Here is a 26090-nt window from a genome sequence, read left to right on the forward strand (position 1 = left end):
AGCGGAGCGAGCACGCAGCGGCGGCCCCCAGCAGGGGCCCCGGCGCGCTCCCGACCGGAGGGTGGGCACCGTGCGGATGTACCCGGAGCCGACGGGCGAGGTGCGCATGAGTCTGTCACTGCGCTTCGCCGCCGGATCGCACAAAGGCATGATCCGGGAGGGCAACGAGGACTCCGGATACGCCGGACCTCGCCTGCTCGCCATCGCCGACGGCATGGGCGGCGCCGCGGCCGGCGAGGTCGCCTCCTCCGAGGCCATCTCCACGATCGTCGCCCTCGACGACGACGTCCCCGGCTCCGACATCCTCACCTCGCTCGGCACCGCCGTACAGCGCGCCAACGACCAGCTGCGCTCGATGGTCGAGGAGGACCCGCAGCTGGAGGGCATGGGCACCACGCTCACGGCCCTCCTGTGGACCGGGCAGCGCCTCGGCCTCGTCCACGTCGGCGACTCCCGCGCCTACCTGCTCCGCGACGGCGTCCTCACCCAGATCACGCAGGACCACACCTGGGTGCAGCGTCTCGTCGACGAGGGCCGCATCACCGAGGAAGAGGCCACCACCCACCCCCAGCGCTCCCTGCTGATGCGGGCGTTGGGCAGCGGCGACCACGTCGAACCCGACCTCTCCATCCGCGAGGTCCGCGCCGGCGACCGCTACCTGATCTGCTCCGACGGCCTCTCCGGCGTCGTGTCCCACCAGACCCTGGAGGACACCCTCGCCAGCTACCAGGGCCCGCAGGAGACCGTGCAGCAGCTGATCGAGCTCGCGTTGCGCGGCGGCGGCCCCGACAACATCACCGTGATCATCGCCGACGTCCTCGACCTGGACACCGGCGACACCCTCGCCGGGCAGCTGTCCGACACCCCGGTCGTGGTCGGCGCCGTCGCCGAGAACCAGAACCACCTGCACGACAACGGCATCATGCAGACCCCCGCCGGCCGCGCCTCCGGGCTCGGCCGCCACGTGCCCGGACAGGGCGGCGGAGGCGGCGAGTTCGGCCCGCCCGGCTCCGGCGACACCACCGGCTACATCCCCACGGGCAGCTTCGGCGACTACACCGACGACGACTTCGTCAAGCCCCGCAAGGGCCGCTGGCTGAAGAGATCCCTCTACCTCGCCCTCGCGCTCGGCGTGATCGGCGGCGGTCTGTACGGCGGCTGGCGCTGGACACAGACCCAGTACTACGTGGGCGCCAACAACGAACACGTCGCCCTGTACCGGGGGATCAGCCAGGACCTGGCCTGGGTCTCGCTCTCGAAGGTCGAAAAGGACCACCCCGAGATCGAACTCAAGTACCTGCCGCCCTACCAGCAGAAGCTCGTCGAGGCGACCATCACCGAGGGCGGCCTCAAGGACGCCCAGACGAAGATCGACGAGCTCGCCCTCCAGGCCTCCGCGTGCAAGAAGCGGTCCGAGCAGCAGGCAGCCGAGAGCGACAAGAACGCCCGGACCGGCGAGGGCGAGGCCGGAGGCACCACGGGAACCACCCGTACCTCCCTTACGTCCAAGGCGACACCGACACCGAACCCCTCGGCGTCCAAGCCCTCGACCCCGCCCAACACCACCTCCCCGACACCGACTGCGACGCCAAGCCCCGGCCCCACTCTCTCGGAGGAAGAGCAGAAGGTCGTCTCGAACTGCGGTACGCAGTAGGCAAGCCGTGAGAGGCCCCGTCACACGATGAGCAGTACTACGAACTCGCCGACGCATCACACGTCCACGATCGGCGCGATCGGCGCGCCGAGCAGGCGCAACACCGAGCTCGCGCTGTTGGTGTTCGCGGTCGTCATTCCGGTGTTCGCCTACGCCAACGTGGGCCTGGCGATCCATGACGAAGTGCCCGCCGGGCTGCTCGGCTACGGCCTGGGCCTCGGCCTGCTGGCCGGCGTCGGCCATCTCGCCGTACGGAAGTTCGCGCCCTACGCGGACCCGCTGCTGCTGCCATTGGCGACCCTGCTGAACGGACTGGGACTGGTCGCCATCTGGCGGCTGGACCAGTCGAAGCTGCTCCAGCAGATCGGACAGGCCGGCGGCAAGGCGACCAACCAGCTGATCTACACGGCCATGGGGATCGCCCTCTTCATCGCCGTGCTGATCTTCCTCAAGGACCACCGCACGCTACAGCGCTACACCTACATCTCCATGGCCGGCGCGCTGTTCCTGCTGCTGCTCCCGCTGGTGCCCGGCCTCGGCGCCGACATCACCTACGGCGCCAAGATCTGGATCCAGGTCGGCAGCTTCACCATCCAGCCCGGCGAGTTCGCCAAGATCGTCCTCGCGGTCTTCTTCGCCGGCTACCTGATGGTCAAGCGCGACGCCCTCGCCCTCGCCAGCCGTCGCTTCATGGGCCTGTACCTGCCCCGCGGCCGCGACCTCGGCCCGATCATCGTCGTCTGGATGATCTCGATCCTCATCCTGGTCTTCGAGACCGACCTCGGTACGTCGCTGCTGTTCTTCGGAATGTTCGTCATCATGCTGTACGTCGCCACCGAGCGGACCAGCTGGATCGTCTTCGGTCTGCTGATGTCCGCGGCCGGCGCGGTCGGTGTGGCGAGCTTCGAACCGCACGTCCAGACCCGAGTCCAGGCCTGGCTCGACCCGATGCGCGAGTACACGCTGAGCCGCACCCCGAACGGCGACGGCCTGGTCCACTCCGAGCAGGCCATGCAGGCCCTGTGGGCCTTCGGCTCCGGCGGCACCCTCGGCACCGGCTGGGGCCAGGGCCACTCCGAGCTCATCCGCTTCGCCGCCAACTCCGACTTCATCCTCGCCACCTTCGGCGAGGAGCTCGGCCTGGCCGGCATCATGGCGATCCTGCTGATCTACGGCCTGATCGTGGAGCGCGGCGTGCGCACCGCCCTCGCCGCGCGCGACCCCTTCGGCAAGCTGCTCGCCGTCGGCCTCTCCGGCGCCTTCGCGCTCCAGGTCTTCGTCGTCGCCGGCGGCGTCATGGGTCTCATCCCGCTGACCGGTATGACGATGCCGTTCCTGGCATACGGCGGTTCCTCCGTCATCGCCAACTGGGCGCTCATCGGCGTACTCATCCGCATCAGCGACACCGCCCGCCGTCCGGCGCCCGCCCCCGCCCCCAGCCCCGACGCCGAGATGACCCAGGTGGTCCGCCCGTCATGAACAAGCCCCTGCGCCGGATCGCGATCTTCTGCGGCCTTCTCGTCCTCGCCCTGCTCATTCGCGACAACTGGCTCCAGTACGTCAAGGCCGACACCCTGCGGGAGGACCCCAACAACCGCCGCGTCCTCATCGCCCGCTACGCCACCCCCCGCGGCGACATAATCGTCGGCGGCGACCCGATCACCGGGCACGCCGAGACCACCTCGGGCGACTTCAAGTTCAAGCGCACGTACAAGAACGGCGCCATGTGGGCGCCCGTCACCGGCTTCGTCTCGCAGGCCTACGGCGCCAACCAGCTGGAGTCCATCCAGGACGGCATCCTCAGCGGCACCGACGACCGGCTCTTCTTCCGCAACACCCTCGACATGATCACGGGTAAGGAGAACAAGGGCGGCAACGTCGTCACCACCCTCAACGCCGCCGCGCAGAAGGCCGCGTACGACGGCCTGAAGAACCAGGGCGGCAAGGGCGCCGTCGCCGCCATCGAGCCGTCCACCGGCAAGATCCTGGCACTGGCCTCCTTCCCCTCGTACGACCCCTCCACGATCGCCGGTGGCGGCGAGTCCGACGCGGAGGCCTGGAAGAAGCTCGACAAGAAGAACAACCCCGACGACCCGATGCTCAACCGGGCGCTGCGCGAGGTCTACCCGCCCGGCTCCACCTTCAAGGTCGTCACCGCCGCCGCGGCCCTGGAGAACGGTCTGTACAAGACCGCCGACGAGAAGACGCGGTCGCCGGACCCGTGGATCATGAAGGGCACCACCACCAAGCTGCCCAACGAGGGCACGATCCCCTGCGAGAACGCCACCCTGCGGGTCGCCCTCCAGTGGTCCTGCAACACCGTCTTCGGCAAGATCGGCTCCGACCTCGGCAACGACAAGATGCTGGAGGAAGCCAAGAAGTTCGGCTTCACCGAGCAGCAGTTCACGCCGACCCGCACCAGCGCCTCGGTCTTCTCCGACGACATGAACCCCTCGCAGACCGCGCTGTCCTCCATCGGCCAGTTCAACACCGCCGCCACCCCGCTGCAAATGGCCATGGTCGCCTCGGCCATCGCCAACAACGGCTCGCTGATGAAGCCGTACATGGTCGACGAGCTCCAGACGCACAACCTCGACGCCCTCGAGAAGACCGACCCCGAGGAGCTGAGCCGGCCGCTGACCGCGGAGAACGCCCAGATCCTCCAGTCGATGATGGAGACCGTCGTCGAGGACGGCACCGGCAAGAAGGCCCGGATCGACGGCGTGAAGGTCGGCGGCAAGACCGGTACCGCCCAGCACGGTGTGGAGAACAGCGAGAACCCCTACGCGTGGTTCATCTCCTACGCCAAGCTCAGCGACAACAGCTCGCCGGTGGCCGTGGCCGTGGTGGTCGAGGACGACAACGCGGTCCGCGAGAACATCTCCGGCGGCGGCCTCGCGGCCCCCATCGCCAAGAGCGTCATGGAGGCGGTCATCGACAGCAAGAAGTGACCCCGCTCACGTCCCCTTCACATCGGTGCACGTTGCGATACCGGTCCTGTATCGGGTTACGGGCTTGGCCAGGTCACACAAGATGAGCCGGGTACGGTATGCCCGGACGGACCACCGCCACACCCACAAGGGTGACGGCGGGACCGACGGAGAGGGCTGGTAGGTAGCTATGGAAGAGCCGCGTCGCCTCGGCGGCCGGTACGAACTGGGCCAGGTGCTCGGTCGTGGTGGCATGGCGGAGGTCTACCTCGCGCATGACACCCGCCTCGGCCGCACCGTGGCGGTGAAGACGCTGCGAGCAGACCTCGCGCGCGACCCGTCATTCCAGGCCCGGTTCCGCCGGGAGGCCCAGTCGGCCGCCTCGCTCAACCATCCCGCGATCGTCGCGGTCTACGACACGGGCGAGGACTACATCGACAACGTGTCGATCCCGTACATCGTCATGGAGTACGTGGACGGCTCCACACTGCGTGAGCTTCTTCACTCCGGCCGCAAGCTGCTGCCGGAGCGCGCCATGGAGATGACGATCGGCATCCTCCAGGGCCTCGAGTACGCCCACCGCAGCGGCATCGTCCACCGCGACATCAAGCCGGCCAACGTCATGCTGACGCGCAACGGCCAGGTCAAGGTGATGGACTTCGGCATCGCCCGCGCCATGGGCGACTCCGGCATGACGATGACCCAGACGGCCGCCGTCATCGGCACCGCCCAGTACCTCTCGCCGGAGCAGGCGAAGGGCGAGCAGGTCGACGCGAGGTCCGACCTCTACTCGACCGGCTGCCTGCTGTACGAGCTCCTGACGGTCCGCCCGCCCTTCGTCGGCGACTCCCCGGTGGCCGTGGCCTACCAGCACGTCCGCGAGGAGGCCCAGGCCCCCTCGGTCTTCGACCCCGAGATCACGCCCGAGATGGACGCGATCGTGCTGAAGGCCCTCACCAAGGACCCCAACTACCGCTACCAGTCGGCCGACGAGATGCGCGCCGACATCGAGGCCTGCCTCGACGGCCAGCCCGTCGCCGCCACGGCCGCGATGGGCTCGGTGGGCTACGGCGGCTACCCCGACGACCAGCCGACCACGGCCCTGCGCGCCACGGACGCCGGCGCCACGTCGATGATGCCGCCCATGAACCCGGACGACGGCTACGGCGGCTACGACGACCGCGTGGACCGGCGCCGCCAGAAGAAGTCCAACACCTCCACGATCCTGCTGGTCGTCGCGGCTGTGCTGGTCCTGGTGGGCGCAGTTCTGATCGGTAAGTGGATCTTCGACGGGGAGGGGGTGGCCAACGACACCACTTCCGTCCCGGACTTCGTGAGCAACACCAGGACCGAAGCCGAGAGGGCGGCCGAGAACGCCGAACTGACGCTGAAGTTCACGGAGAAGCCCTGCGCGGACCAGGTCAAGGGCAAGGTCTGCACGCAGGACCCTCAGGCCGGTGAGAAGGTAAAGAAGAAGTCCGAAGTCAACCTGGTCATCTCGACCGGCGCCCCGAAGGTGACGGTGCCAAGCGTGATCGGTCTGTCCCAGGAGGACGCCGAGTCGAAGCTCAAGGGCGACGACTACGAACTCGAGGTCAAGATCGAGACGCGTGAGACCTCGTCTGATGACCCGGGCACAGTCCTCGACCAGAACCCGGTCAAGGGCGAAGAGGTCGAGAAGGGCTCGCCGATCACCCTCATCGTCGCCAAGGAAGAGGAGAAGTCCACGGTCCCGGCCGTCCTCGGCAAGACCTGCGACGAGGCGAAGGCCCAGATGACGGCCAATGACCTGGTCGGCAACTGCACCGAGGTCGAGACCCAGGACCCGAACCAGGTCGGCAAGGTCATCGCGACCTCGCCGGAGGCCGGCAGCCAGGCGGACAAGAACTCCACGGTGACGATCCAGATCGGCAAGCAGGCCGCGCAGAAGGCCAAGGTGCCGAACGTGGTCGGCCGCACGGTCGGCCAGGCCAAGCAGATCCTGGCGGCCAGCGGCTTCACCAACATCCAGTTCGCCGAGGGCAGCGACCAGAGCGACGGCGCCTTCGTCACCAACCAGGACCCGCCCGCCGACCAGGAAGTCGACGACGCGGCCAGCACCCAGATCACGCTGACCACCTTCGGCGCCGGCAACGGCGGCAACAACAACGGTGGTAACAACGGCGGCCAGATCTTCGGCGGCGTGACGGGAACGTCCGCCCGCACGGAGGACTGACCCACACGCAGGTGGCTGAGCCCCGGCGCCCTTAGCAGGGTGCCGGGGCTCAGCCATGTCTCTACCACCACCGGACGAGGCTCGTAGGCGTGCTGGAACGAACCGACGTCCTCGACAGGGTGAAGGCACTGTCGCTGCTGCCGGACGGGATGCATGTGACTACGGCGATGGTGGCGGCGTACTTCGAGGTCGCCGAGACGGTCGTCAACAACCTGCTCAGCCGCCACCGACAGGAGCTGGAGTCCAACGGCCTGCGGGTACTGCGCGGCGCTGACCTGCGGGAATTTCAGAACCTCAAGGTGAGTTCCTCATCCTCCTCGACATGGAGTACTTGGCCCGCACACAGCCTGTGGAAAACCCGCCGCCGACTGACATCGCCTCCCTCGATGACCGCATCGACCAACGCGTCACCCACATCCTCGGCAAGTCCGCCGTCCCCATGTTCAACGCCCTGATCGCCACCGCCGGCGAACACCGCGGCGAACTCATCGAACCGGCATCGACATCACCGGACGCGCGGCCGACGGCCGTAGCGTGGCCGTCCAGTGCAAGAACCGGACCGGTCGTGTGTCCGTCCCCAGCGCCGAGATGCAGTAGTTCGCCGGAGCGGCACGCGCGATCAGCCAAGTGGATATCGCGCTCTCCGTCGCCACCTGCAACTTCAGCAGCGAGGCACAAGCAATCGCCGACCTGAGCGGAGTCATCACCGTGAACCGTGACGAGTTGGAGGCGTGGAGCGCAGGAGCGCGTCTCAAAGCGCTGCGACAGGCGGCACATGAAGGAGGCCCGAAGCCGCAAGAGCAAGTTGCGGCTTCGGGCCTTCGCCATGTCAGTGACTGCCCCCCCTCAAAGGGGGTCAGTCAACGCAGTTCCTCCGGCAGCGTCCGCTCCGCATCCACCTTCTCCACCCGCTCCAACTCCCCCCACACGATGTACCGGTACCGGCTCGTGTACACCGGCGTGCAGGTCGTCAGCGTGATGTAGTGCCCCGCCTTGGTCTTGCCCGACTCCTTCGGGATGGCGGAGAGGACCTTGACGTTGTACTTCGAGGTCTCGGGGAGGATGCCGTAGACCTTGTAGACGTACCACTTGTCCTTCGTCTCGAAGACGATCGGGTCGCCCTTCTCGATCTTGTGGATGTTGTGGAACTCGGCCCCGTGCCCGTCACGGTGGGCGGCGACCGAGAAGTTGCCCTTCTTGCCCGAGGTCGGCAGGGTCGCCTTGACCGGGTCGGTGTAGTAGCCGGCGACACCGTCGTTGAGGATCTTCGTCGACGTGCCCTTCTCGACCAGGATGTCCTCCCCGCTCATCGTGGGGACATGCAGGAAGCCGATGCCGTTCTTCGAGTCGAACTCGGCGGGACGACCGGAGTCCCCGTCGTCCTGGTTGGCCCAGATGTCACGCACCTTGTCGGCCTGCTTCGCCGCCGCGCGATCGGCGACGACGTTCGTCCACCACAGCGAGTAGACGACGAACAGCCCCAGCACCAGGCCCGCCGTGATGAGGAGTTCGCCGAAGACGCTGACCGCCATCGCGATCCGCCCCATACCCCGACGGCGTGCCGGGCGACGCCGTGACGCGGGGGCGGCCGTGTCCTCTTCCGTGCCGTCGGAGGTGTCCGTGCCGTCGGTGGTGGCTGCCACTTTTCATCTGCCCTTAACTGACGAGCGCATCCGGCTTGCCCTTGCTGCGCGGCCGTTCCTCGACCATCTTGCCCCAGACGATCATCCGGTACTTGCTGGTGAACTCCGGCGTACACGTGGTGAGTGTGATGTAACGGCCCGCCTTGGTGAAACCCGAGCCCGGCGGAACCGGATCCAGCACACTCACATTGCTCGGCGACGTCACCGGCAGGATCGACGCCATCTTGTACACGAAGTACTTGTCCTGCGTCTCCACGACGATCGCGTCGCCCTGCGAGAGCCGGTTGATGTACCGGAACGGTTCACCATGGGTGTTGCGATGCCCCGCCAACCCGAAGTTCCCGGTCTTGGCGTCCGGCATCGGCGTCTTCAGCTTGCCCTCGCCGTAGTGACCGACCATGCCCCGGTCGAGCACCTTCTTGTTGCTGATGCCCTCGGCGATCGGGACGACCACGTCCAGCTTCGGGATGTGCAGGATGGCGAAGCCCTGCCCCGGCTCGAACGTCCCCGGGTTGCGCTTGCCGCTCGCCCAGTCGTCCTGGAGGCTGCTGGCCTCCTTGTCCGCCTGCGCATGCGCCCGGACGTTCGTCCACCACAGCTGGTAGCTCACGAACAGCAGCATCAGCACACCGGTGGTGATGAACACCTCACCGACCGCCCGGCTGGCCAGCACCCCGGGGCTGGGCTTGCGCGCCTTGGCCTGTCTACGGGCCTCCACCCGCGAGAGCGGCGCACCGGAACCCTCCGGGCCCGATTCCGCTTCCACGGCCTCCGACACCTGCCGGGAACCGCCATGACGCCCGTGACGCCGCTTGGCGGCCCTTCTGCGGGCCGCACGGCCGCCGGTCGGGGTTCCGGTGGCCGAAGTGACAGAAGAGGCGGCAGAGGCGGCAGAGGCGGCAGAGGCCGATATGGACTCGCCGGAGGCCGACGGATCCGGTACCCGCAGCGCTACGGTCTCGTCGTCCGCGGGGGGTATGTACTGCTCTGAGTACGACTCTGCGTACGGCTCCTCGTACGACTCCTCATAGGAGCCACCGCCATACCCGTCACGGCCATACCCGTCACCGCCATAACCCCCAGCGGCATAGTCGTCACCGCCGTAGCCATCAGCGCTGTACCCCTCGACGCCCTGCGCCTGCCCCTGCGTGACGTAGTCCTCCCCGCCCTGCCACTCCCCGAGCGCACCAGAGGCCTCGTACGGCTGCTGCCCGTACGAGGTGCCCTGGTCGCCGACGCCGCCGTAGGAGTCCGTGAAGGACTCCCCGTACGAGGCGCCGGACTCGCGCTCGGGGCGCAGCGCGGTCACGCCGTGGCCCTGCCCACCACCGGGGCAAGCCCCGCCGACCTCGCCACCGCACCCTGGTCGCCGCACTCCACCAGCCAGTTGGCCAGCATCCGGTGCCCATGCTCGGTCAGCACCGACTCGGGGTGGAACTGCACCCCCTCCACCGCCAGTTCACGATGCCGCAGACCCATGATGATCCCGTCGTGCGTACGAGCCGTGACCTCCAGCTCGGCCGGCACCGTCCCCGGTTCCGCCGCCAGGGAGTGATAGCGGGTCGCCGTGAAAGGCGTCGGCAGGCCCGCGAAGACACCCTTGCCCTCGTGCTCGACCAGCGAGGTCTTGCCGTGCAGCAGCTCCGGCGCACGGTCCACCACACCGCCGTACGCCACCTGCATCGACTGCATACCGAGACACACGCCGAAGACCGGCACCCCGGTCGAAGCACAGTGCCGGACCATGTCCACGCACACGCCCGCCTCCTCCGGCGTGCCCGGCCCCGGCGACAGCAGCACGCCGTCGAAGCCGTCCTGGGCATGCGCCGTCGACACCTCGTCGTTGCGCAGCACCTCGCACTCGGCACCCAGCTGGTAGAGGTACTGGACCAGGTTGAAGACGAAGCTGTCGTAGTTGTCCACGACCAGAATGCGCGCGCTCACTGGTTGTCCACCGTCACATCGTTGAAGGGCAGCAGCGGTTCGGCCCACGGGAAGACGTAGTTGAACAGGACGTAGACCACGGCCACGACCAGAGCGAGCGAGATCAGCGCCCTCACCCACGCATTCCCCGGTAGATGCCGCCAGATCCAGCCGTACATGCCGTCCCTTCCGTCGCACCACGGCACCAGACTCACGCCGTACAGCCAACAGACTAACGGCGCAACGCCTCCGGTTTCCCGGCCTCCACAGGCTGGGTGGAGTCCAGATGCGCCCACACGATCAGCCGGTGACTGTGTCCCCACTCCGGATCACACGTGGTCAGGGTCAGATAGCGGCCCTCACGCGTATACCCCGACTTACGGGGCACAGCGTCGATCACCTCAATGTCCGTGGGCAGCGTTTTGTAAGGGCCTTTGTCGATCCGATATGTGAACCAGGTGGTCCCCTCGGTCAGGACCACGGCGTCACCGGGTCGCAGCCTCGGAAAGTCCTTGAAGGGATCACCGTACGTACGCCGGTGACCGGCCACCGAGAAGTTCCCCTTCTGCCCCAGCTGCGCGGTGCTCGCGTAGTGACCGAGCCCCTTTTTCAGAGTCCTGGTGGCAGTGCCTTCGAGCACCGGCTTGTTCCACGTGAAACCAAGACGCGGGATGTACATGATCGCGAAAGGCTTGTCCGTGCTGTACGGGCCAGGGGTGGGCGCACCCTCGCCGCCGGCCTCACCACCAGGAGCCGCGGCCGTCGGCCGCACCGCCCCCTGCGCCCACTGCTCCTGTAACCGGTCGATCTGGTCGTCCATGACGTGATCGGCCTTCACACCGGTCCAGAACAGCACATAGACGACGAACAGGACGATCACCGTGCCGACGGTGATACACAGCTCGCTGACGGTCCTGACGACGACACGCACCGGCAGCTCCAGAGAGGGCTAGAGCGGGCTCACTCCACAGGCTTGGCGTACTGCAGATCCACTGTGCCGGAGTAACCCGGCAGAGTCACCGTCCCGTCCTCGGTGACTTTCCAGCCGAGACCGTAGACATTGACGTACACCATGTAGTTCTGGATCGCCGGCGAGGCCGCGAGCGCCTTCTGCATCTCCTCCGGATCCCCGACCGCCGTGATCTTGTACGGCGGCGAGTAGACCCGGCCCTGGAGAATCAGCGTGTTGCCCACGCAGCGCACCGCACTGGTGGAGATCAACCGCTGATCCATCACCTTGATCCCCTTGGCGCCGCTCTGCCACAGCGCGTTGACCACCGCCTGAAGATCCTGCTGGTGAATGACCAGGTAGTCGGGCTGCGGCTCCGGATAACCAGGAAGCTTGGCCGTCGCATCCGGCGGCGCGTCGTTGAGTGTGACCGAAATCGCCTCACCCGTCAGCTTCTGCGTCCCCGCGTTCCGCTCCAGCGCCGCCAGCTTGTCGTCCTCGGCCCTGGTACTGCCGTCATCACGCTCGGCCAACGCCTCCACGTCATCCCGCAGGACCGCATTGGACTCGTTGAGCTGGCCGTTCTTGTGGCTGCGCTCCTGGATGAGGTCCGACAGCTTCAGCAGCGAGGCATCTGTACGGATGTTGGTGCCCTTGGCCGTGTTGAAGCTGGTGAAGAAAATGAGCCCCGCGAGAGCGAAGACGGCCGCGGTCAGTACCCGCACCGGCCGGAATCGGCCACGGACAGGACTGGATCCCGTCCCGGGGGAGTCGGCAGAATTGCTCAACGTACCCTTATCTCCTTCGGCGCCGCGGAAGCACTACGCTAACGGACGCCCGGGGGAGCAATCAGAGTCCCCTTGTACGCTGCCCCGAGCCAGCCACAGTTCCCTGCGCGGCCACGCAGCGCATCGACAGGAGAGACCCTCGTGCCGAAGTCACGTATCCGCAAGAAGGCCGACTACACGCCGCCGCCGTCCAAGCAGGCGGCCGCCATCAAGCTGAACAGCCGCGCCTGGGTCGCGCCTGTGATGCTGGCCATGTTCCTCATCGGCCTCGCCTGGATCGTCGTCTTCTACGTGACCGACGGTTCACTGCCCATCGACGCCCTGGGCAACTGGAACATCGTCGTGGGCTTCGGCTTCATCGCCGCCGGATTCGGCGTCTCCACCCAGTGGAAGTAGCCGTCGAACGGGCGCTCACTTCGCGGTGAACGCAGCTCTGCCCAGGGCTATCCGGTGAGTTATCCACAGCCGTTGTCCACAGTGTTGAAAAAGAAAAGACGATCTGTGGATAACTCATCGACTGTTGACGCCGGTGTGACGAACCACCGGCTGGACACCCGTAACCGAAAACCTGTTCGCCCCCTGCCTGACCTGCGGAAACTCGGGTCGGCGGCAGGGGGCACAGCTGTTCCCGCACAGTGTGCACAAGATCCGGCACTCACTGTGGACAACAGGGCGCGTTAAGTGAGCTGGGCAGTCCTGAGCAGGGTCAGGAGCACTACGACAGCCAGGACCAGCGCGCAGGTGCCGTACTGGATCAGCGCCCGGTGCTCACGTGGGGCGTGGACCATCGCGTAGCCCGTGATCACGCCGGCGACGAGGCCACCGATGTGGGCCTGCCAGGAGATGTTGAATCCCGGGGCGAAGGTGAAGATCAGGTTGATCACCAGCAGGGCGATGATCGGCCGCATGTCGTAGTTGAGGCGTCGCATCAGGACGGCGGTGGCGCCGAAGAGGCCGAAGATGGCGCCGGAGGCACCGAGGGTGGCGGTGGTCGGTGAGGCCAGGAGGTAGGCGAGGGCGCTGCCCGCGAGGCCGGAGACGAAGTAGACCGTGAGGTAGCGGGCGCGGCCGAGGGCGGTTTCCAGGGGGCCGCCGAGCCACCAGAGGCTGAGCATGTTGAAGCCGATGTGCCAGGGAGCCTCGTGGGTGAACATCGAGGTGACCAGGCGGTACCACTCGCCTCCCGCGACGCCTTGGGTGGGTGTGTAGGGCGCTGGTGGCCATGCGCCGAGGAGGACCAGGTCGTTCAGGAGTGAGTCGCTGGTCTGGACGGCGATGAAGATTGCCAGGTTGATCCCGATGAGGATCTTGGTGAGGAGGCGGGGGTCGGCGGTGAGGGTGCCTCCTGCCAGGGTGCGGGGTTGGGAGGCGGTGGGGGCGTGGCCGGTGCCGGAGCCGGTGCGGACGCAGTGGGGGCATTGGAAGCCGACGGAGGCGTTGACCATGCATTCGGGGCAGATGGGGCGTTCGCAGCGGGTGCAGCGGATGCCGGTCTCGCGGTCCGGGTGGCGGTAGCAGACGGGCAGGCTCTGGGCGTCCTGCGGGCTGCCTGCCGGCTGGTCCATGAGGTCCCCTAGGTCGTCGTACGCGGTGCACGCCTCATGCACCGCCCCGCTCATCCTTACGGACGAGCGGGGCGTTTGGTTCCCTGTGGGAGGTGTCGGACGCTGTCGCGTCGTGTCTCAGCTCTCGCGGGTCTCGATGACGACCGACTCGATGACGATGTCGTTGACCGGGCGTTCGGTGCGCGGGTTGGTCTGGACGGCGGCGATGGTGTCGACGATCTTCTGGCTGGCGGGGTCGGTGACCTCGCCGAAGATGGTGTGCTTCCGGTTCAGCCAGGTGGTCGGGGAGACGGTGATGAAGAACTGCGAGCCGTTGGTGCCGGGGCCGGCGTTGGCCATGGCGAGCAGGTAGGGCTTGTCGAAGCGGAGGTCGGGGTGGAATTCGTCCTGGAACTGGTAGCCGGGGCCGCCGGTGCCGTTGCCGAGGGGGTCGCCGCCCTGGATCATGAAGCCGCTGATGACGCGGTGGAAGACCGTGCCGTCGTAGAGCTTGGCCGAGGACTTCTCACCGGTAGTGGGGTTCGTCCACTCACGCTCGCCCTGGGCAAGTTCGACGAAGTTCTTGACCGTGATCGGCGCGTGGTTCGGGAGGAGCCGGACCTCGATGTCGCCTTGGCTGGTCTTCAGGGTGGCGTAGAGCTGCTCGGCCACGATCTGCCTTCCGTTGTCTTCTTGTGACTCCCCGATCCTCGCACGGACGGGGGTGTCCGTCGTCCGGCGTTCGTTCACCCGCACGCAACCCGGCCGATTACTTGCAGAAAACCCATCGAGTCGGTCCGTGGCAGGGGCGCGACGGGAAGAACCGTGGCATTGTCGACGACAAGCCACAGTTGACCCGCATTGATCCGTTATTGCGCTTGATCAAGCACATCGGCACCCATATGCCCGCCCTCACATGCCGCAGAGCGTTCCGGCAGGCATGATCCGTAAAAGGGTGGAAAGTCGAAATACCGTACGCCACCGAGGAGGAGGAACCCGTGACCCGCATCGACAGCGTGCGCGCCGCGACCGGCTCGGCGAAGGACAGCGTGCTGCACGCCGCGGAAGTGGTGGCGCCTTACGCCGACACCGCCAAGGACAGGGCTACGCACTATGCACACGAGGCACGCGTACGGCTCGCGCCGAAGGTGACGCAGGCCACCGAGCAGGCCCGCGCGCAGGCCCTTATGCAGTACGGCACGTATGTTGCTCCGCGCTTGGAGCAGGCGCGTGCACATGTGCCGCCGAAGGTCGACCATGCCGCTCATGAGGCCGCCGTCCGTACGCGGCAGGCTGCCCGGCAGGCCGCCGTCTACTCCCGGCCGAGGCTGGAGCAGGCCGTGGCCGCTGCCGGACCCGTCAGGGACGAGGCCACCGCGCGCGGGGCGGCAGCGTTGGCCGCGTTGCGCGGTCAGGTCTCGCCGAAGGAGATTCAGAAGCTGGTCCGCAAGCATCAGAGGCGCGCCAAGGCCGGTCGTGCCGCGAAGATGCTGGCGGTGCTCGGCGTTCTCGCGGGCGGCGCCTTCGCCGCCTGGAAGTGGTGGGACAAGCAGGCCAACCCTGACTGGTTGGTCGAGCCGCCCGCCGCGACCGAGGTTCCCGAAGCGAATCGTCTGTCGTCGGTGGACGGCAGCGGCCAGTCCGTCCTCGATCCCGAGGTCCAGGCGAAGGAAGCCGAGGAGGATGCGGCCCGGCGTGACGAGGGCCGGTGATGTGAAGGGCCGGTGACGGCCTGGGCGTCGAACTGCGCTGTGGGGCGGGAGACTTGCGGGTCTCCTGCCCCACAGCGGTGTTTCACGTGGAACATCGCTGTGGTCGTCCCTCAGCGCCAGTTGGTCGCTCCCGCGTGGGGGGGGGACAGGGCTGGTCCGGGGGCTCAATCGAAGATGAAGCCCTTGAAGAGGGCGTCGCGTAGTCCGGCGTAGCGTTCCATCAGGTCGGCCGGGCCTGTGAGTACGTCGGAGGTGTGCTGCACGCCGAAGAACCCGGAGACGATGACCATGACCATGACCCGGGCCAGGACTTCCGGGTCGTGGGCGCTGGCGCGCGAATTCGGCGGCGGGCTCGGGCTGTCCCCTTCGACCTTCCTCGCACTCGAGTAACTCGCCCTGATACCTAGGCAGTTGCGCATCGCGGAACTGGCACAGGAGATCCACATCAGCCCGTCATCCACTTCCGGGTGGTGCACCGCCTGGTGCGGGACGAGCTGGCCGTGCGCATGCCGAAGCCTGAATGGACAACGTTTTTCTCCTGGCGACGGGGCGAGCTTTACCCGGGGCCCTAGAGGAGCTTGCTCAGGAAGCCGGCGAGCTGTGCCCGCATGCGCTCGATCTTCTCCTCCTCGGTGAGGGTCTCCTTCAGGCGGCCTCCGGGCTGGGTCCGCTTCTTGCCGCGCACGTACAAGGAGCAGGCCAGGTCGGTGCAGAGGTACTGACCCACCGTCTCGTCACCGTTGCCGGTCTGGCGCGCTTTGCGGGCCGTCATCAGCGCCACCCCGCTTGCGGGGTGCGTCGTCAGACAGATGGAGCACATGGAGCGGTGGTGTGTGTTCCCCGTGCGGGGGGCCAGACGGAGGGCGAAGCCTACGAGTTGACCTTCGTGCTCGGCCACGATGTAGCTGCGCTGCGGCGCGGCGGGGTCGCGCCATCCGAGGAAGTCCAGGTCTCCCCAGGGGAGTTCGGGAAGATCCCGCGGCACCGTGAGTCGACTGACCTCGCCCTTCGTGCAGTTGACGAACGACGAGCGGATTTCGGGTTCGGTCAATTCCTTCATGATCCGGACCGTAGCAGGGCCTATGTATAGTAGGCAAAAAACAATGACCCCTAGGTTATGGCTTATGGGTCACTGCCCAGTCGCTACGCAGGAGAGGCCCCTTCATGTCCTCGGAGATCAGCACCACGAGAACCGAGAGGGAGGCGCCGGACGAAGCGGCCACCGGGCCGTCGGAGCGCTCACCCGTCGTCGTGGCGCTCGTCCTGGCGCTGGGCGCGTTCGTCGCCCTGTTGGACACCACGATCGTCGGCGTCGCCATGCACTCGTTCACCGAGTACTTCGACGTCTCGCTCGCGGACGCCCAGTGGGCGTCCACCGCGTATCTCCTCGCGATGTCCTCGGTCATCCCGGCGACCGGGTGGGCGGCTCAGCGCTTCGGCGCGACCGCCACCTGGACCGCCTCGCTCGCCGTCTTCCTGCTGGGCTCGCTCCTGTGCGGTGCCGCCTGGTCGCTGGGCAGCCTCATCGTCTTCCGGGCGGTACAGGGTCTCGGCGCCAGCATGCTCTTCCCGCTGATGCGGATCATCGTCGTCGAGGTCGCCGGGCGGGCCCAGATGGGCCGGATGATGACGATGATGTCCGTTCCACTGCTGGTCGCGCCGGTACTCGGCCCGGTCCTGGGCGGCACGCTCATCCAGGAGTTCTCCTGGCGGTGGGTGTTCTTCCTGAATGTGCCGATCATCCTCACCGTGATCGTCCTGTCCGCGCGGAACATCCCGAACGCCAAGGGGCAGGCGCCGGGGCGTCTCGACCTCACCGGGCTGCTCACCATGGGCGGCGGTCTGGCCGTGGCCATCCTCGGCTTCAGCAACCTGGCCAAGGGCACGTCGCTGACCGGCACGCCGGTTCTCCTGCCGATCGCGGTCGGCGTGCTGCTGCTCGCCGTGCACGGGGTGCGGGCCGCCCGGGCCGAGACTCCCAGAGTGGTGGACTTCTCCCTCTTCCGTGACCGGGCCTTTACGGCCTCCACCTCCATCACCCTGCTCAACAACTTCGGTCTCTACGGAGTCGTCGTGCTGATCCCGCTGTTCTTCCAGCAGGCCGGCGGGAAAGGGCCCCTGGGCGCCGGAGCGATCATGATGGCTCAGGGAGCCGGAACGGCAGTGGCAGTGCTGCTCGTCAGCCGGGTCATCGACACCAAGAGCAACCCCCGCGCGCTGGTCCTCGTCGGGCTCCTCCTGGTCGCGGCGGGCCTCACCACGTTCGCCCTGGCCGACACCGCCGAAGTGAACGTTCTCCTGCTCGCCGCCCTGTTCGCCCAGGGCATCGGCCTGGCCCTGGCGGCGGCGCCCGTCATGGTCACGCTGTACCACTCGCTGCCGACCACCAGCGTGCCCGCCGCGACCACGGCCAACGCCGTCTCGCAGCAGCTCGGCGGTGCCGTGGGCACCACGGTCATCGCGCTGCTCCTTCAGCACTGCGTCTACTCGGCAGGCGGCACGGCCGCGGAGTTCGGCGCCGTCTTCTGGTGGGCCCTCCTCTTCGTGGCTCTCACCGCGGTCCCCGCGCTGTTCCTCCCGCCCGGCAGCTCCAAGCAGGCCTGAGCAGGCCTGAGCAGGCCTGAGCAGGCCGCACGGGCGTGCCCTCGGAACGCGCCCCGCCCCTCCGTTCAGGACCGCACTATCGGGATCACGGCGCACATCGACGCGGGCAAGACGACCACCACCGAGCGGATCCTGTTCTACACCGGTGTGTCCTACAAGATCGGTGAGGTACATCATCGACGCCCCGGACTACGTCGACTTCACCGCCGAGGTCGAACGCAACCTCCGGGTGCTCGACGGTGCCGTGGCGGTGTTGGCCGGTGTCTCCGGTGCCTCCGGTGCCTCCGGTGTCGCCGGTGTCGCCGGTGTCGCCGGTGTCGCCGGTGTCGCCGGTGCCTCCGGTCTCGAGTCGCAGTCCGAGACGTTGTGACGTCAGGCGACCGCTACGGCATCCCGCGCATCCGCTTCGCCAACAAACTCGACCGCACCGGGGCCGAGTTCCACCATGCGTCGACATAATCCGCGACCGCCTGGGTGCCCAGCCACTGGTCGACCCGGAGGAGGTCGTCCAGCGCAAGCCGTCGGACGACGAGCCGCTCTCCGCGCTCGCCTGCTTCGACCTCGACGTGTACCAGCCGACGAAGGAACTCCTCGAAGCGATCAGGCCGCGCCTGACCAAGGGCGGCATCCTCGCCTTCGACGAGCTGGCCCACCCGAAGTGGCCCGGGGAGACCGCGCCGGCTCCCGGCCGCGAGCCGACCGTCATCTACATGAAGTGGGGCGAATGGCGAAATCCAGTCGGTGCGACAGGACTTCGCCCCTCCCTGTCGCGCCACCGGCCGTGAAGATCCCCAGCGAGGCGATCCCGAGAGACGGCCTAGGCGGCCTTGGTGCGGGGCCATTGCCGGAGCACCGAGTGCACCGCCGCAACGGTCTTGCGCCAGGACTCGTCGAGGTTCCGCGGATGTCCGAACCCGCCGGCCGACTCGATGTTGATGAAGCCGTGGAACGTACTGCGCATGAAGCGCACCGCGTCCGTCAGATCCGGCTCTTCCAGGTCGTAGGCACGCAGCACCGCGTAAGTCAGCTCGATGTTGCGGACGAACCCCTTCTCATCGGCGATCTGTTCAAGATCCAGCCGCATCTGTGTCGCCGCGTACCGCCCGGGGTAGCGCAGGGCAAAGGCACGGTAGGTGTCGGCGAAGGCCACCAGCGCGTCCTCGGCCGACCGTCCGGCGATGGCGACGGCGAGTTCGGCACTCATCTCTTCGGCCGCCAGCAGGGCCACCCGGGTCCGTACGTCCTGAATGTTCTTGACGTGCGAGTACAGGCTGGCGTCCTTCACACCGAAGCTACGTGCAAGGGCCGAGAGGGTGACCCCTTCGAATCCGACCTCGTCGGCCAGGGCGGCAGCAGCCTGTGCGATCTTGTCGACGGTCAGACCCGGACGCGTCTTCATCCATTCCCCTACCTAATGGCTCAAGTTTATTCCCTTGGATCATAAGCCAGCGCCCCGGAAGCACGAAGTCACCGCGCGCGCACCGTCCACGCACCAAAATGCCCCCTGACACCGCGTTTCCGCAGATCAGGGGGCTTGATTGTGGAGCCTAGGGGAGTCGAACCCCTGACATCTGCCATGCAAAGACAGCGCTCTACCAACTGAGCTAAGGCCCCGTAAGAGGAGCGTCCGACCGGAAGAACCGCGTTCCGGCGGGCGCCGCAGACCAGAGTACCTGGTCGCCCCCCGTATCTAGCAAAAAGATTGGGGGTCCCGGTGAACGACCACTCTCCGTAAGATGCTCGGCGTGGTTCGCTACAGCGAACCGCGGTTTTGGGGAAGCGATGGGGAGACGCAATGGACGCCGCACAGCAGGAAGCCACCGCAAGAGCGCGGGATCTGCAGCGGAACTGGTACGGGGAGCCGCTGGGGACGCTCTTTCGTAAGCTCATCGACGATCTTGGTCTCAACCAGGCTCGTCTCGCGGGGGTACTGGGACTGTCCGCACCGATGCTGTCGCAGCTGATGAGCGGTCAGCGAGCAAAGATCGGCAATCCCGCCGTGGTCCAGCGGGTGCAGTTGTTGCAGGACCTGGCGGGACAGGTCGCGGACGGCAGTGTGAGCGCGGCCGAGGCGACCGAGCGGATGGACGAGATCAAGAAGTCGCAGGGGGGCTCGGTGCTCAGCAACACCACACAGACGACGAACAGTTCGGGGGCGCCCACGGTCAAGCGGGTGGTCCGGGAGATCCAGTCACTGCTGCGCTCGGTCGCGGCCGCGGGGGACATCATCGAGGCCGCGGACACCCTCGCCCCCACCCACCCGGAACTGGCAGAGTTCCTCCGGGTGTACGGCGCAGGCCGCACCTCCGACGCGGTCGCGCACTACCAGTCCCACCAGAACTGACCCCGAGGCCCGGTCGCCGAAGGGGGTTCGGCAACCGGGCCGACGGCCCACGTTCCGAAAGGACGCGGATGTGTCAGCGAGGGGGGAGTCGTATCGCTCGTCGAGGGGGAAGCAAGGGGGGTAGCCGAAGGGGGAGGAGCGACGCACAGCCATGGGTGAGGTCTTCGCCGGCCGGTACGAACTGGTCGACCCGATCGGACGCGGCGGCGTAGGTGCCGTCTGGCGTGCCTGGGACCACCGGCGCCGCCGGTATGTGGCCGCCAAGGTGCTCCAGCAGAGCGACGCGCACTCGCTGCTGCGGTTCGTCCGCGAACAGGCACTCCGCATCGATCACCCCCATGTGCTCGCGCCGGCCAGCTGGGCCGCCGACGACGACAAGGTCCTGTTCACCATGGACCTGGTGGCCGGCGGTTCGCTGGTCCATCTCATCGGGGACTACGGCCCCTTGGCGCCCTCTTTCGTCTGTACGCTCCTCGACCAACTCCTCGCCGGGCTGGCCGCGGTGCACGCGGAGGGCGTCGTCCACCGTGACATCAAGCCCGCCAACCTGCTCCTCGAGGCCACCGGCACGGCACGTCCGCGGCTGCGTCTGTCCGACTTCGGCATCGCCATGCGACTGGGTGAGCCCCGGCTGACCGAGACCAACCTCGTGGTGGGCACCCCCGGCTATCTCGCGCCCGAGCAACTCATGGGTGCGGAGCCGGACTTCCCCGCCGACCTGTTCGCCGTAGGACTTGTCGCCCTGTATCTGCTGGAGGGCGCCAAGCCTGACGTGAAGGCCCTCGTCCAGTACTTCGCGGATCACGGGACACCCGGTGCGCCCAAGGGTATTCCCGAACCACTCTGGCAGGTCGTGGCGTCGCTGCTTCAGCCGGATCCCCACGCGCGGTTCCGCACGGCCACGGGGGCGCGCAAGGCCCTCGCCTCGGCCGCCGAGCTCCTGCCGGAACCGGGCCCGGACGACGAGCTCATCGAGATCTTCGACCAGATCGGGCCCCTGCCCACGGGGTTCGGGCCGGACGGGCCGCTCAAACGGGCGCCGGGGGTCGAGGAGAGCACGGGTGCGAGCACGGGCGGCCGACGCCGGTTGGGCACGAGCGCGGACTCGTTGGGGGCTGCCAACTCCGGCCCCCGGCATACAGGTACCGGCTCGGCGTCCACTGGCATCGTCCATGGCAATGGCTCCGGCTCCGACTCCGGCTACCGGACGGCAGGCACCGGCTCGGGCAGCACGCCGAGCGATCCGCGCCAGGGCGTGGCCGGGCCGACCCCGGATTCCCGGGAGCGGTCGGCCTCCTCGCCGTCCGGCGACAGGGACGGGCCCCTCAGCATGTCGGACACCGGCAGCTTCCACCTGCCGCCCCCTCAGGACGCCGTCTCCTCCTCGCAGCCTCAAACACCCCCGCCCCAGCCACCCCAACCGCCCTGGGCCCCGGGCCCGGCCCAAGGCCAGCCGGACCAGGCACACCAAGGCGCACAGCATCACTTCTCCCACGCCTCCCCCTACGACACCACGCATGTCCTGTCCTCCCCCCGGCCCCGCACACCGCAGTACCCGCCTCAGCCTCCGACGCCGGTGCAACACCAACGCGTCGATGCCTCTACTGCTTCGTACACCGCTCAGAGCCCGCAGGTTCCACCTTCGGCGCCCTCAATTCCGCAGCCCCACCGCCGCGGCGGCCACCGCGCCGCCCGCCGCCTGGCTCGCCGCCGTCCCGGCCCGCCGGCGAGGGTGGCCGTACCACTCCTGCTGCTGGCGCTGGCCTGCTACGCCGTGGGTTTCTGGGCGCTGGCCCGCATCTGAGGTCGCTGTGGCGCCGGCGGCGTCCACGCCCGTGTCCGCAGCCCCGCACTGCGCTGCCCTGGCGTCCCTACAGGGCCGCAGCCCTCCGCCGGGCCACCACGGTCCACACCCCCAGCACCACCAGCACCACAGTCCCCGTGCCGATCCCGCTCACCGCGAGCACCGTCATCGCGGCGTCCCCGTGGCTCCCGGCCCCGCCCGCGGCGGCGGTCCCCTGATCGCCACCGATCCCGGCCCGCCCGATCTGGAAGAGGCCCTCGGGCTCAGACTCCCCCGCATAACCGGGACCCGCCTCCGACGCACCCTCCACCCGCACGCGCAGCGTCAGCGGGAACGGTCCCTCGCCGTACTTCTCGGCGACCTCGGCCGCAAGGTTCACCACGAGGTAGTAGGAACCGGCGAACCGCATCCCGTTGAGCGCTTCGGGCCGGGCGTACCGGTTCTCGTACATGACCGGCGGCAGAGGGTCGAGTTCGGCGGACTTCTGGCGGCCGTCGTAGGTGACGCTCGCCTCGTCGACGAAGCCGCGCACGGGGTTGTAGAGCGAGAGGTTCAGGGCGCCGCCCGCGGAGCCCTCGCCACTGTTCGAGCTGCCCAGTTCGGCGATGGCGTGCAGCTGGCGCCCCCAGTCGACCGGCACCTTGTAGAAGAACGTCCGGCCGGGCTCGATGTCGGAACTCCAGACGCCGTTCCCGATGGATGCCGCCGAGGCGAAGCCGGAGCCGCCCTCGCGCCGGGCGGCGTCGCCGGTGAGGGGTGCCGGCGGGGCGGAGTTCCAGTCCTTGGGGGCTTCTGTCGCACCGGTCTGCTCCAGGGAGGGTTCCGAGACGGCGAAGAGCTCCAGGTCCCAGGTGTCCGGCACGGACGTCGTCGTACTGACGCGCTCGAGGACCACGTAATAGGTGCCCCTGGTCTCACAGCCGGAGTGCTTTGCGGAGATCTCGCGCCCGGCCCAGGTCGCGATCGGGCGGGCGGTGCGGACGATGCCGAAGGTTTCGCTGTCGGAGGAGCAGACGCGGCCGTTGGAGTCCTCCACGGCGATCTTGATGCCGTCGCCCGAGCGGATGGTGCTGCCGGCGGCGGGGACGGCGGTCGCGGAGACGTACGCGTCCGAGGCTGCGTCGAGTTCGAGGCTGTAATAGACCCCTCCGTCGCTCGGCAGGGAGCTGCGGTACGTCCTGCCCGGTGTGAGAGGTGCGGCGTCCGCGGTACCCGTCGCTCCCGGGACGAACCGTGCCTCCGGCGCGAAGGCGTAGGGGCTGGGCGTTCCGGCCGCGAGCGCGGGCCCGCCCGGCAGGGCAGCCGTCGTACACAGCACCATTGCCCCTACGACGGCCACGCGCACGCGTGCCGCGGGATGACCGCGCCGCATCCTCGCCCGGCGCCACCACGCCGTACGCCGCCGCCTCATCACGCGCCACCCCTCGTCGCCGCAGGACCATGGACCGTCGCCCATCCTGCCCAGCCGGGCCGCCCGCCACCCCCGCAATCCGTACGACCGTCCGAAACACCCGGCTCTAAGGTCTCCGCCCGGCTCCCGCAACTCGAGCCGTGACGCTTCGCGCCGCCACCGCACAGGTGGTCCGAGCAGACAGGTCCGGGCGCACAAAACCCCGACCGCTTGGCGGCCGGGGTCTGCTTCAGATTCCGATGTGGTGACTCACGAACCCGTGGGCACGGAGTCAGTCGCCTCCGTCCACAGATCCTGCTCGGCGCGATCCGCCTGGATCTGGCGGTACACGAGGAGCCCGCCGATGGCGGCCAGTGCGACCAGGAGAAGCTTCTTCACCGCGCGACCTCGTCTTTCCTTGACGTAGGGGACCTCTGGCGCCCGACTATACACACCGACCGATATCGATCGGTGACCTGCGTCGAGGCTCAACTGCCCTCCGGAACAGCGCAGTAGAAGCGGATCGTGTCGCTCCGATCGGAGGGTGATCACATCTCGACAGAGGGTGACTTCGCCACTCTTCCTCCGCGTTTCTGCGCTCTTCGGGTTTCTTGCACCCATTCGAGTGTTGTTCATCTGAAGATCGACGCGTCATGGGCGTTGGTCCATGACTTCTCGGCCCCCATACACATCATGAGGAAAGTACGCAAATCGCCCAACCCGAAAGTGAGGGGCCATGACCAGGAACAAGGTCATGAAGCTGTGGACCGGCATTGTCACCGCCTTCCTCGCGCTGTTCTCGGCGCTCGGATTCGTCTCGACCTCCGCTGCCGCGGCCGTACCGCACACCGAGACGACTCGCAAGAGCGGCAGCGACGACAGCGACCGCAACGCGGAGCTGACGGTGCCGGCGATGCCTCACTGGGCCTGGTCCTACGCCAGGGCGCTGCCGCCCACGATGAAGCAGCGCATCCGGGCCGAGGCCCACGGCAAGACCCCCGGCTGCCGCCACCGTCCGCTCACGGACACGGAAGCGGCCATGTCCGACTCGGCCACCCGCGAGTGCGCCCACGCCGGCTCCCCGGCTCAACCGCTCGTCCCGCACCAGCGTTGAACCGACGGCTCGCCCACCGAGCCGTCCCCCTTTGCCCCTCTGCGCAACGCCAGTTGATTCTCCTCAGTACCGATGGTGACAACGGCCCCCAGAGCGTGCTTCACTCCGCTTCGACGATGTGCCGCAGATAGGCCCATGGATCGTTGAGGTAACGCCTCCAGTGGTCGACGAGTTCCAGATCCCGCCAGCCGGCGGGACGCATTCCGTGGTCGCCCACCTCGATGATCTCGGCGCCTGGCAGCGCCGTCAGCACGGGTGAGTGAGTGGCGCAGACGATCTGTGCACCGGAACGCCCCAGTTCATGCAGATGTCCGACGAGTTGAAGACAGGAAGCGAAGGACAGCGCGGCCTCGGGTTCGTCCAAGACGTACAGCCCAGGCTCCTGAAACCGCTCGCGGAAGGCCATCAGAAAGCCCTCGCCGTGGCTCATCTCGTCCGCGGCCCCGGACAGCCTTCCCGTCTCCTGTTCCCGGCCCAGCGCGTCCAGCGCCGTCTCCGCCCGCAGAAAGAAGCCTCTGCGGCGCGTTCGAGGCCCGCGCAGCATCCGACGCCCCGCCGCCGTCGCCTCGAACCGTATCCGCCCGCCCAGCGCCGACGGCTCACGCCGGCTCGCGTACTTGTAGCCGGCGGATCCGCCCCAGGAGTCCAGGCCGAACCCCTCCGCCAGCGCCTCTACGAGGGTCGACTTGCCCGAGCCGTTCTCCCCCACCAGGAACGTGACTGGCGTGGTGAACGTCAGGCCGTCCTCCAGCAACTGCCGCACGCACGGCACCGACCACGGCCACTGGCTGCCTTCCCCCAGCTCGCCCTCGGCGACATGCGCGTAAGCCCGTTCGACGATCATGCCGCCAGGCTCTCATCCGGCACTGACAACCGCGCCGGTCGATCCTTCACTGCCGGCGTTGTGCCAGGACACAGAACTCGTTGCCCTCGGGGTCTTCCATGACCACCCATGAGTGGTCGCCCTGGCCTATGTCGACGCGCTTCGCGCCAAGGAACTCCAGGCGGGCCACCTCGGCGTCCTGGTCATCGGGCACGAAGTCGAGATGCAGTCGGTTCTTGGCCGAACGGTCCGGCTCCGGGCGGATCGCGAACTCCACGTCGGAGGTGTGGACCACAACCCAGCCGAGAGCGTCGGCCCACCACTGCCCCAGCGCCGCCGGATCCACCGAGTGAACGATCACATGTCGCCATTCCAAGGTCATCCGGTGAGTGGAGGCAGACCGGGAGTTCACGCATCGGCCGATGTCAGTCGTGCATGCCAAAGACCCCCAACCATGATCGGTTGGGGGTCTTTTCGTATGTGGGGCTAACAGGATTTGAACCTGTGGCCTCATCCTTATCAGGGATGCGCTCTAACCAACTGAGCTATAGCCCCGCCGCGCTCTGCGGTGTGTCCCGCGCGCTGACTCCTGAAGATTAGCGCACGACCGGGGCAGTCCCAAAATCGGTTGTCGGGGGACGGTCAGCGGCGGT

The 26090-nt window shown here is 67.8% G+C and carries 26 protein-coding genes, 2 tRNA genes and 1 pseudogene; 12 read left to right on the forward strand and 17 right to left on the reverse strand.

What is annotated here, in order from left to right; all coding sequences use genetic code 11:
• Window positions 1-76: 76 nt before the first annotated feature.
• From KUM44_RS28040 to KUM44_RS47285, 5 genes are all read left to right on the forward strand, one after another.
• A complete protein-coding gene (locus KUM44_RS28040; protein ID WP_217212392.1) occupies window positions 77-1654 on the forward strand; it encodes a Stp1/IreP family PP2C-type Ser/Thr phosphatase in 1578 nt (525 codons plus the stop codon).
• 27 nt (window positions 1655-1681) lie between these two features.
• Window positions 1682-3133 carry an FtsW/RodA/SpoVE family cell cycle protein gene (locus KUM44_RS28045; protein WP_217212278.1) on the forward strand — a complete coding sequence of 484 codons (1452 nt, stop codon included), beginning with the start codon at window positions 1682-1684 and terminating at the stop codon, window positions 3131-3133.
• Complete coding sequence (locus KUM44_RS28050; RefSeq protein WP_217212280.1) at window positions 3130-4605, forward strand: penicillin-binding protein 2; 1476 nt, start codon at window positions 3130-3132, stop codon at window positions 4603-4605. Before KUM44_RS28045 ends, KUM44_RS28050 begins: the two co-directional genes overlap by 4 nt.
• Before the next feature lie 169 nt (window positions 4606-4774).
• Entirely contained in the window at window positions 4775-6799 is a 2025-nt protein-coding gene (gene pknB / locus KUM44_RS28055) for a Stk1 family PASTA domain-containing Ser/Thr kinase (RefSeq protein WP_217212282.1), read from the forward strand.
• Window positions 6800-6888: 89 nt separating this feature from the next.
• A complete protein-coding gene (locus tag KUM44_RS47285) occupies window positions 6889-7254 on the forward strand; it encodes a hypothetical protein (RefSeq protein WP_308402743.1) in 366 nt (121 codons plus the stop codon).
• A 405-nt stretch (window positions 7255-7659) separates the two neighbouring features.
• Here the strand turns inward: KUM44_RS47285 and KUM44_RS28065 are convergent, their stop codons facing one another.
• Genes KUM44_RS28065 through KUM44_RS28090 form a run of 6 tightly spaced genes read right to left on the reverse strand, consistent with a single transcriptional unit; the run spans window position 7660 to window position 12102 of the window.
• Window positions 7660-8442 (reverse strand): class E sortase, encoded by a 783-nt coding sequence (locus KUM44_RS28065; RefSeq protein ID WP_217212284.1) that lies wholly within the window; start codon window positions 8440-8442, stop codon window positions 7660-7662.
• A 13-nt stretch (window positions 8443-8455) separates the two neighbouring features.
• On the reverse strand, window positions 8456-9751 hold the full coding sequence (locus tag KUM44_RS28070) for a class E sortase (protein WP_217212286.1): 1296 nt from the start codon (window positions 9749-9751) through the stop codon (window positions 8456-8458).
• Window positions 9748-10386, reverse strand: a complete 639-nt coding sequence (locus KUM44_RS28075) for an aminodeoxychorismate/anthranilate synthase component II (protein WP_217212288.1) — start codon at window positions 10384-10386, stop codon at window positions 9748-9750. The genes KUM44_RS28070 and KUM44_RS28075 overlap by 4 nt, the downstream gene beginning before the upstream one ends.
• On the reverse strand, window positions 10383-10580 hold the full coding sequence (locus tag KUM44_RS28080) for a hypothetical protein (protein ID WP_199830144.1): 198 nt from the start codon (window positions 10578-10580) through the stop codon (window positions 10383-10385). Before KUM44_RS28080 ends, KUM44_RS28075 begins: the two co-directional genes overlap by 4 nt.
• 17 nt (window positions 10581-10597) lie before the next feature.
• The gene (locus KUM44_RS28085; RefSeq protein WP_217212290.1) at window positions 10598-11296 is read right to left on the reverse strand and encodes a class E sortase; all 699 of its coding nucleotides are present in this window, start codon (window positions 11294-11296) and stop codon (window positions 10598-10600) included.
• A 29-nt stretch (window positions 11297-11325) separates the two neighbouring features.
• The gene (locus KUM44_RS28090; RefSeq protein ID WP_217212292.1) at window positions 11326-12102 is read right to left on the reverse strand and encodes a DUF881 domain-containing protein; all 777 of its coding nucleotides are present in this window, start codon (window positions 12100-12102) and stop codon (window positions 11326-11328) included.
• Window positions 12103-12243: 141 nt separating this feature from the next.
• On the opposite strand from KUM44_RS28090, the gene crgA reads away from it, so the two are divergent.
• Complete coding sequence (crgA, locus tag KUM44_RS28095) at window positions 12244-12498, forward strand: cell division protein CrgA (RefSeq protein WP_062721281.1); 255 nt, start codon at window positions 12244-12246, stop codon at window positions 12496-12498.
• Between the two features lie 281 nt (window positions 12499-12779).
• On the opposite strand, the gene KUM44_RS28100 is transcribed toward crgA, so the two are convergent.
• Window positions 12780-13667: a rhomboid family intramembrane serine protease gene (locus KUM44_RS28100; RefSeq protein ID WP_217212293.1), complete on the reverse strand. Its 888-nt coding sequence runs from the start codon at window positions 13665-13667 to the stop codon at window positions 12780-12782.
• Between the two features lie 117 nt (window positions 13668-13784).
• Window positions 13785-14318 carry a peptidylprolyl isomerase gene (locus tag KUM44_RS28105; protein ID WP_217212295.1) on the reverse strand — a complete coding sequence of 178 codons (534 nt, stop codon included), beginning with the start codon at window positions 14316-14318 and terminating at the stop codon, window positions 13785-13787.
• 326 nt (window positions 14319-14644) lie between these two features.
• Between KUM44_RS28105 and KUM44_RS28110 the strand changes: the two genes are divergently transcribed.
• Window positions 14645-15358: a DUF5324 family protein gene (locus tag KUM44_RS28110; protein WP_217212297.1), complete on the forward strand. Its 714-nt coding sequence runs from the start codon at window positions 14645-14647 to the stop codon at window positions 15356-15358.
• 164 nt (window positions 15359-15522) lie between these two features.
• On the opposite strand, the gene KUM44_RS28115 is transcribed toward KUM44_RS28110, so the two are convergent.
• Together KUM44_RS28115 and KUM44_RS28120 are read right to left on the reverse strand one after the other, a co-directional pair.
• A complete protein-coding gene (locus tag KUM44_RS28115) occupies window positions 15523-15819 on the reverse strand; it encodes a hypothetical protein (RefSeq protein ID WP_217212299.1) in 297 nt (98 codons plus the stop codon).
• Window positions 15820-15926: 107 nt separating this feature from the next.
• Entirely contained in the window at window positions 15927-16418 is a 492-nt protein-coding gene (locus tag KUM44_RS28120) for an FBP domain-containing protein (RefSeq protein WP_217212301.1), read from the reverse strand.
• Window positions 16419-16522: 104 nt separating this feature from the next.
• Here KUM44_RS28120 and KUM44_RS28125 point away from each other — a divergent pair, with 104 nt between their 5' ends.
• Both KUM44_RS28125 and KUM44_RS28130 read left to right on the forward strand, forming a co-directional pair.
• The gene (locus KUM44_RS28125; protein ID WP_217212303.1) at window positions 16523-17962 is read left to right on the forward strand and encodes a DHA2 family efflux MFS transporter permease subunit; all 1440 of its coding nucleotides are present in this window, start codon (window positions 16523-16525) and stop codon (window positions 17960-17962) included.
• A gap of 78 nt (window positions 17963-18040) precedes the next feature.
• Window positions 18041-18453, forward strand: a pseudogene (locus tag KUM44_RS28130) (GTP-binding protein); the annotation flags it as partial.
• A 326-nt stretch (window positions 18454-18779) separates the two neighbouring features.
• Here KUM44_RS28130 and KUM44_RS28135 read toward each other — a convergent pair.
• Both KUM44_RS28135 and KUM44_RS28140 read right to left on the reverse strand, forming a co-directional pair.
• Window positions 18780-19361: a TetR/AcrR family transcriptional regulator gene (locus KUM44_RS28135; protein ID WP_217212304.1), complete on the reverse strand. Its 582-nt coding sequence runs from the start codon at window positions 19359-19361 to the stop codon at window positions 18780-18782.
• Window positions 19362-19503: 142 nt separating this feature from the next.
• A tRNA-Ala gene (locus tag KUM44_RS28140) sits at window positions 19504-19576 on the reverse strand.
• Window positions 19577-19757: 181 nt separating this feature from the next.
• Here KUM44_RS28140 and KUM44_RS28145 point away from each other — a divergent pair.
• Window positions 19758-20306 (forward strand): hypothetical protein, encoded by a 549-nt coding sequence (locus KUM44_RS28145; protein ID WP_062721195.1) that lies wholly within the window; start codon window positions 19758-19760, stop codon window positions 20304-20306.
• Between the two features lie 151 nt (window positions 20307-20457).
• On the forward strand, window positions 20458-22110 hold the full coding sequence (locus tag KUM44_RS28150; protein WP_217212306.1) for a serine/threonine-protein kinase: 1653 nt from the start codon (window positions 20458-20460) through the stop codon (window positions 22108-22110).
• A gap of 67 nt (window positions 22111-22177) precedes the next feature.
• Here KUM44_RS28150 and KUM44_RS28155 read toward each other — a convergent pair whose 3' ends face one another.
• Entirely contained in the window at window positions 22178-23431 is a 1254-nt protein-coding gene (locus tag KUM44_RS28155) for a hypothetical protein (RefSeq protein WP_308402744.1), read from the reverse strand.
• 339 nt (window positions 23432-23770) lie between these two features.
• Window positions 23771-23899 carry a DLW-39 family protein gene (locus KUM44_RS28160; RefSeq protein WP_003999697.1) on the reverse strand — a complete coding sequence of 43 codons (129 nt, stop codon included), beginning with the start codon at window positions 23897-23899 and terminating at the stop codon, window positions 23771-23773.
• A gap of 337 nt (window positions 23900-24236) precedes the next feature.
• Between KUM44_RS28160 and KUM44_RS28165 the strand changes: the two genes are divergently transcribed.
• Window positions 24237-24614: a DUF6344 domain-containing protein gene (locus KUM44_RS28165; RefSeq protein WP_217212308.1), complete on the forward strand. Its 378-nt coding sequence runs from the start codon at window positions 24237-24239 to the stop codon at window positions 24612-24614.
• Window positions 24615-24714: 100 nt separating this feature from the next.
• Here the strand turns inward: KUM44_RS28165 and KUM44_RS28170 are convergent, their stop codons facing one another.
• The 3 genes from KUM44_RS28170 to KUM44_RS28180 form a co-directional block, all read right to left on the reverse strand.
• Window positions 24715-25458 carry an ATP-binding cassette domain-containing protein gene (locus KUM44_RS28170; protein ID WP_217212310.1) on the reverse strand — a complete coding sequence of 248 codons (744 nt, stop codon included), beginning with the start codon at window positions 25456-25458 and terminating at the stop codon, window positions 24715-24717.
• A gap of 46 nt (window positions 25459-25504) precedes the next feature.
• Window positions 25505-25819, reverse strand: coding sequence for a VOC family protein (locus KUM44_RS28175; RefSeq protein ID WP_217212312.1), 315 nt, complete (start codon window positions 25817-25819; stop codon window positions 25505-25507).
• Window positions 25820-25918: 99 nt separating this feature from the next.
• A tRNA-Ile gene (locus KUM44_RS28180) sits at window positions 25919-25992 on the reverse strand.
• Between the last annotated feature and the right edge of the window lie 98 nt (window positions 25993-26090).

The organism is Streptomyces sp. AC550_RSS872 (assembly GCF_019049285.1).
GTDB lineage: Bacteria > Actinomycetota > Actinomycetes > Streptomycetales > Streptomycetaceae > Streptomyces.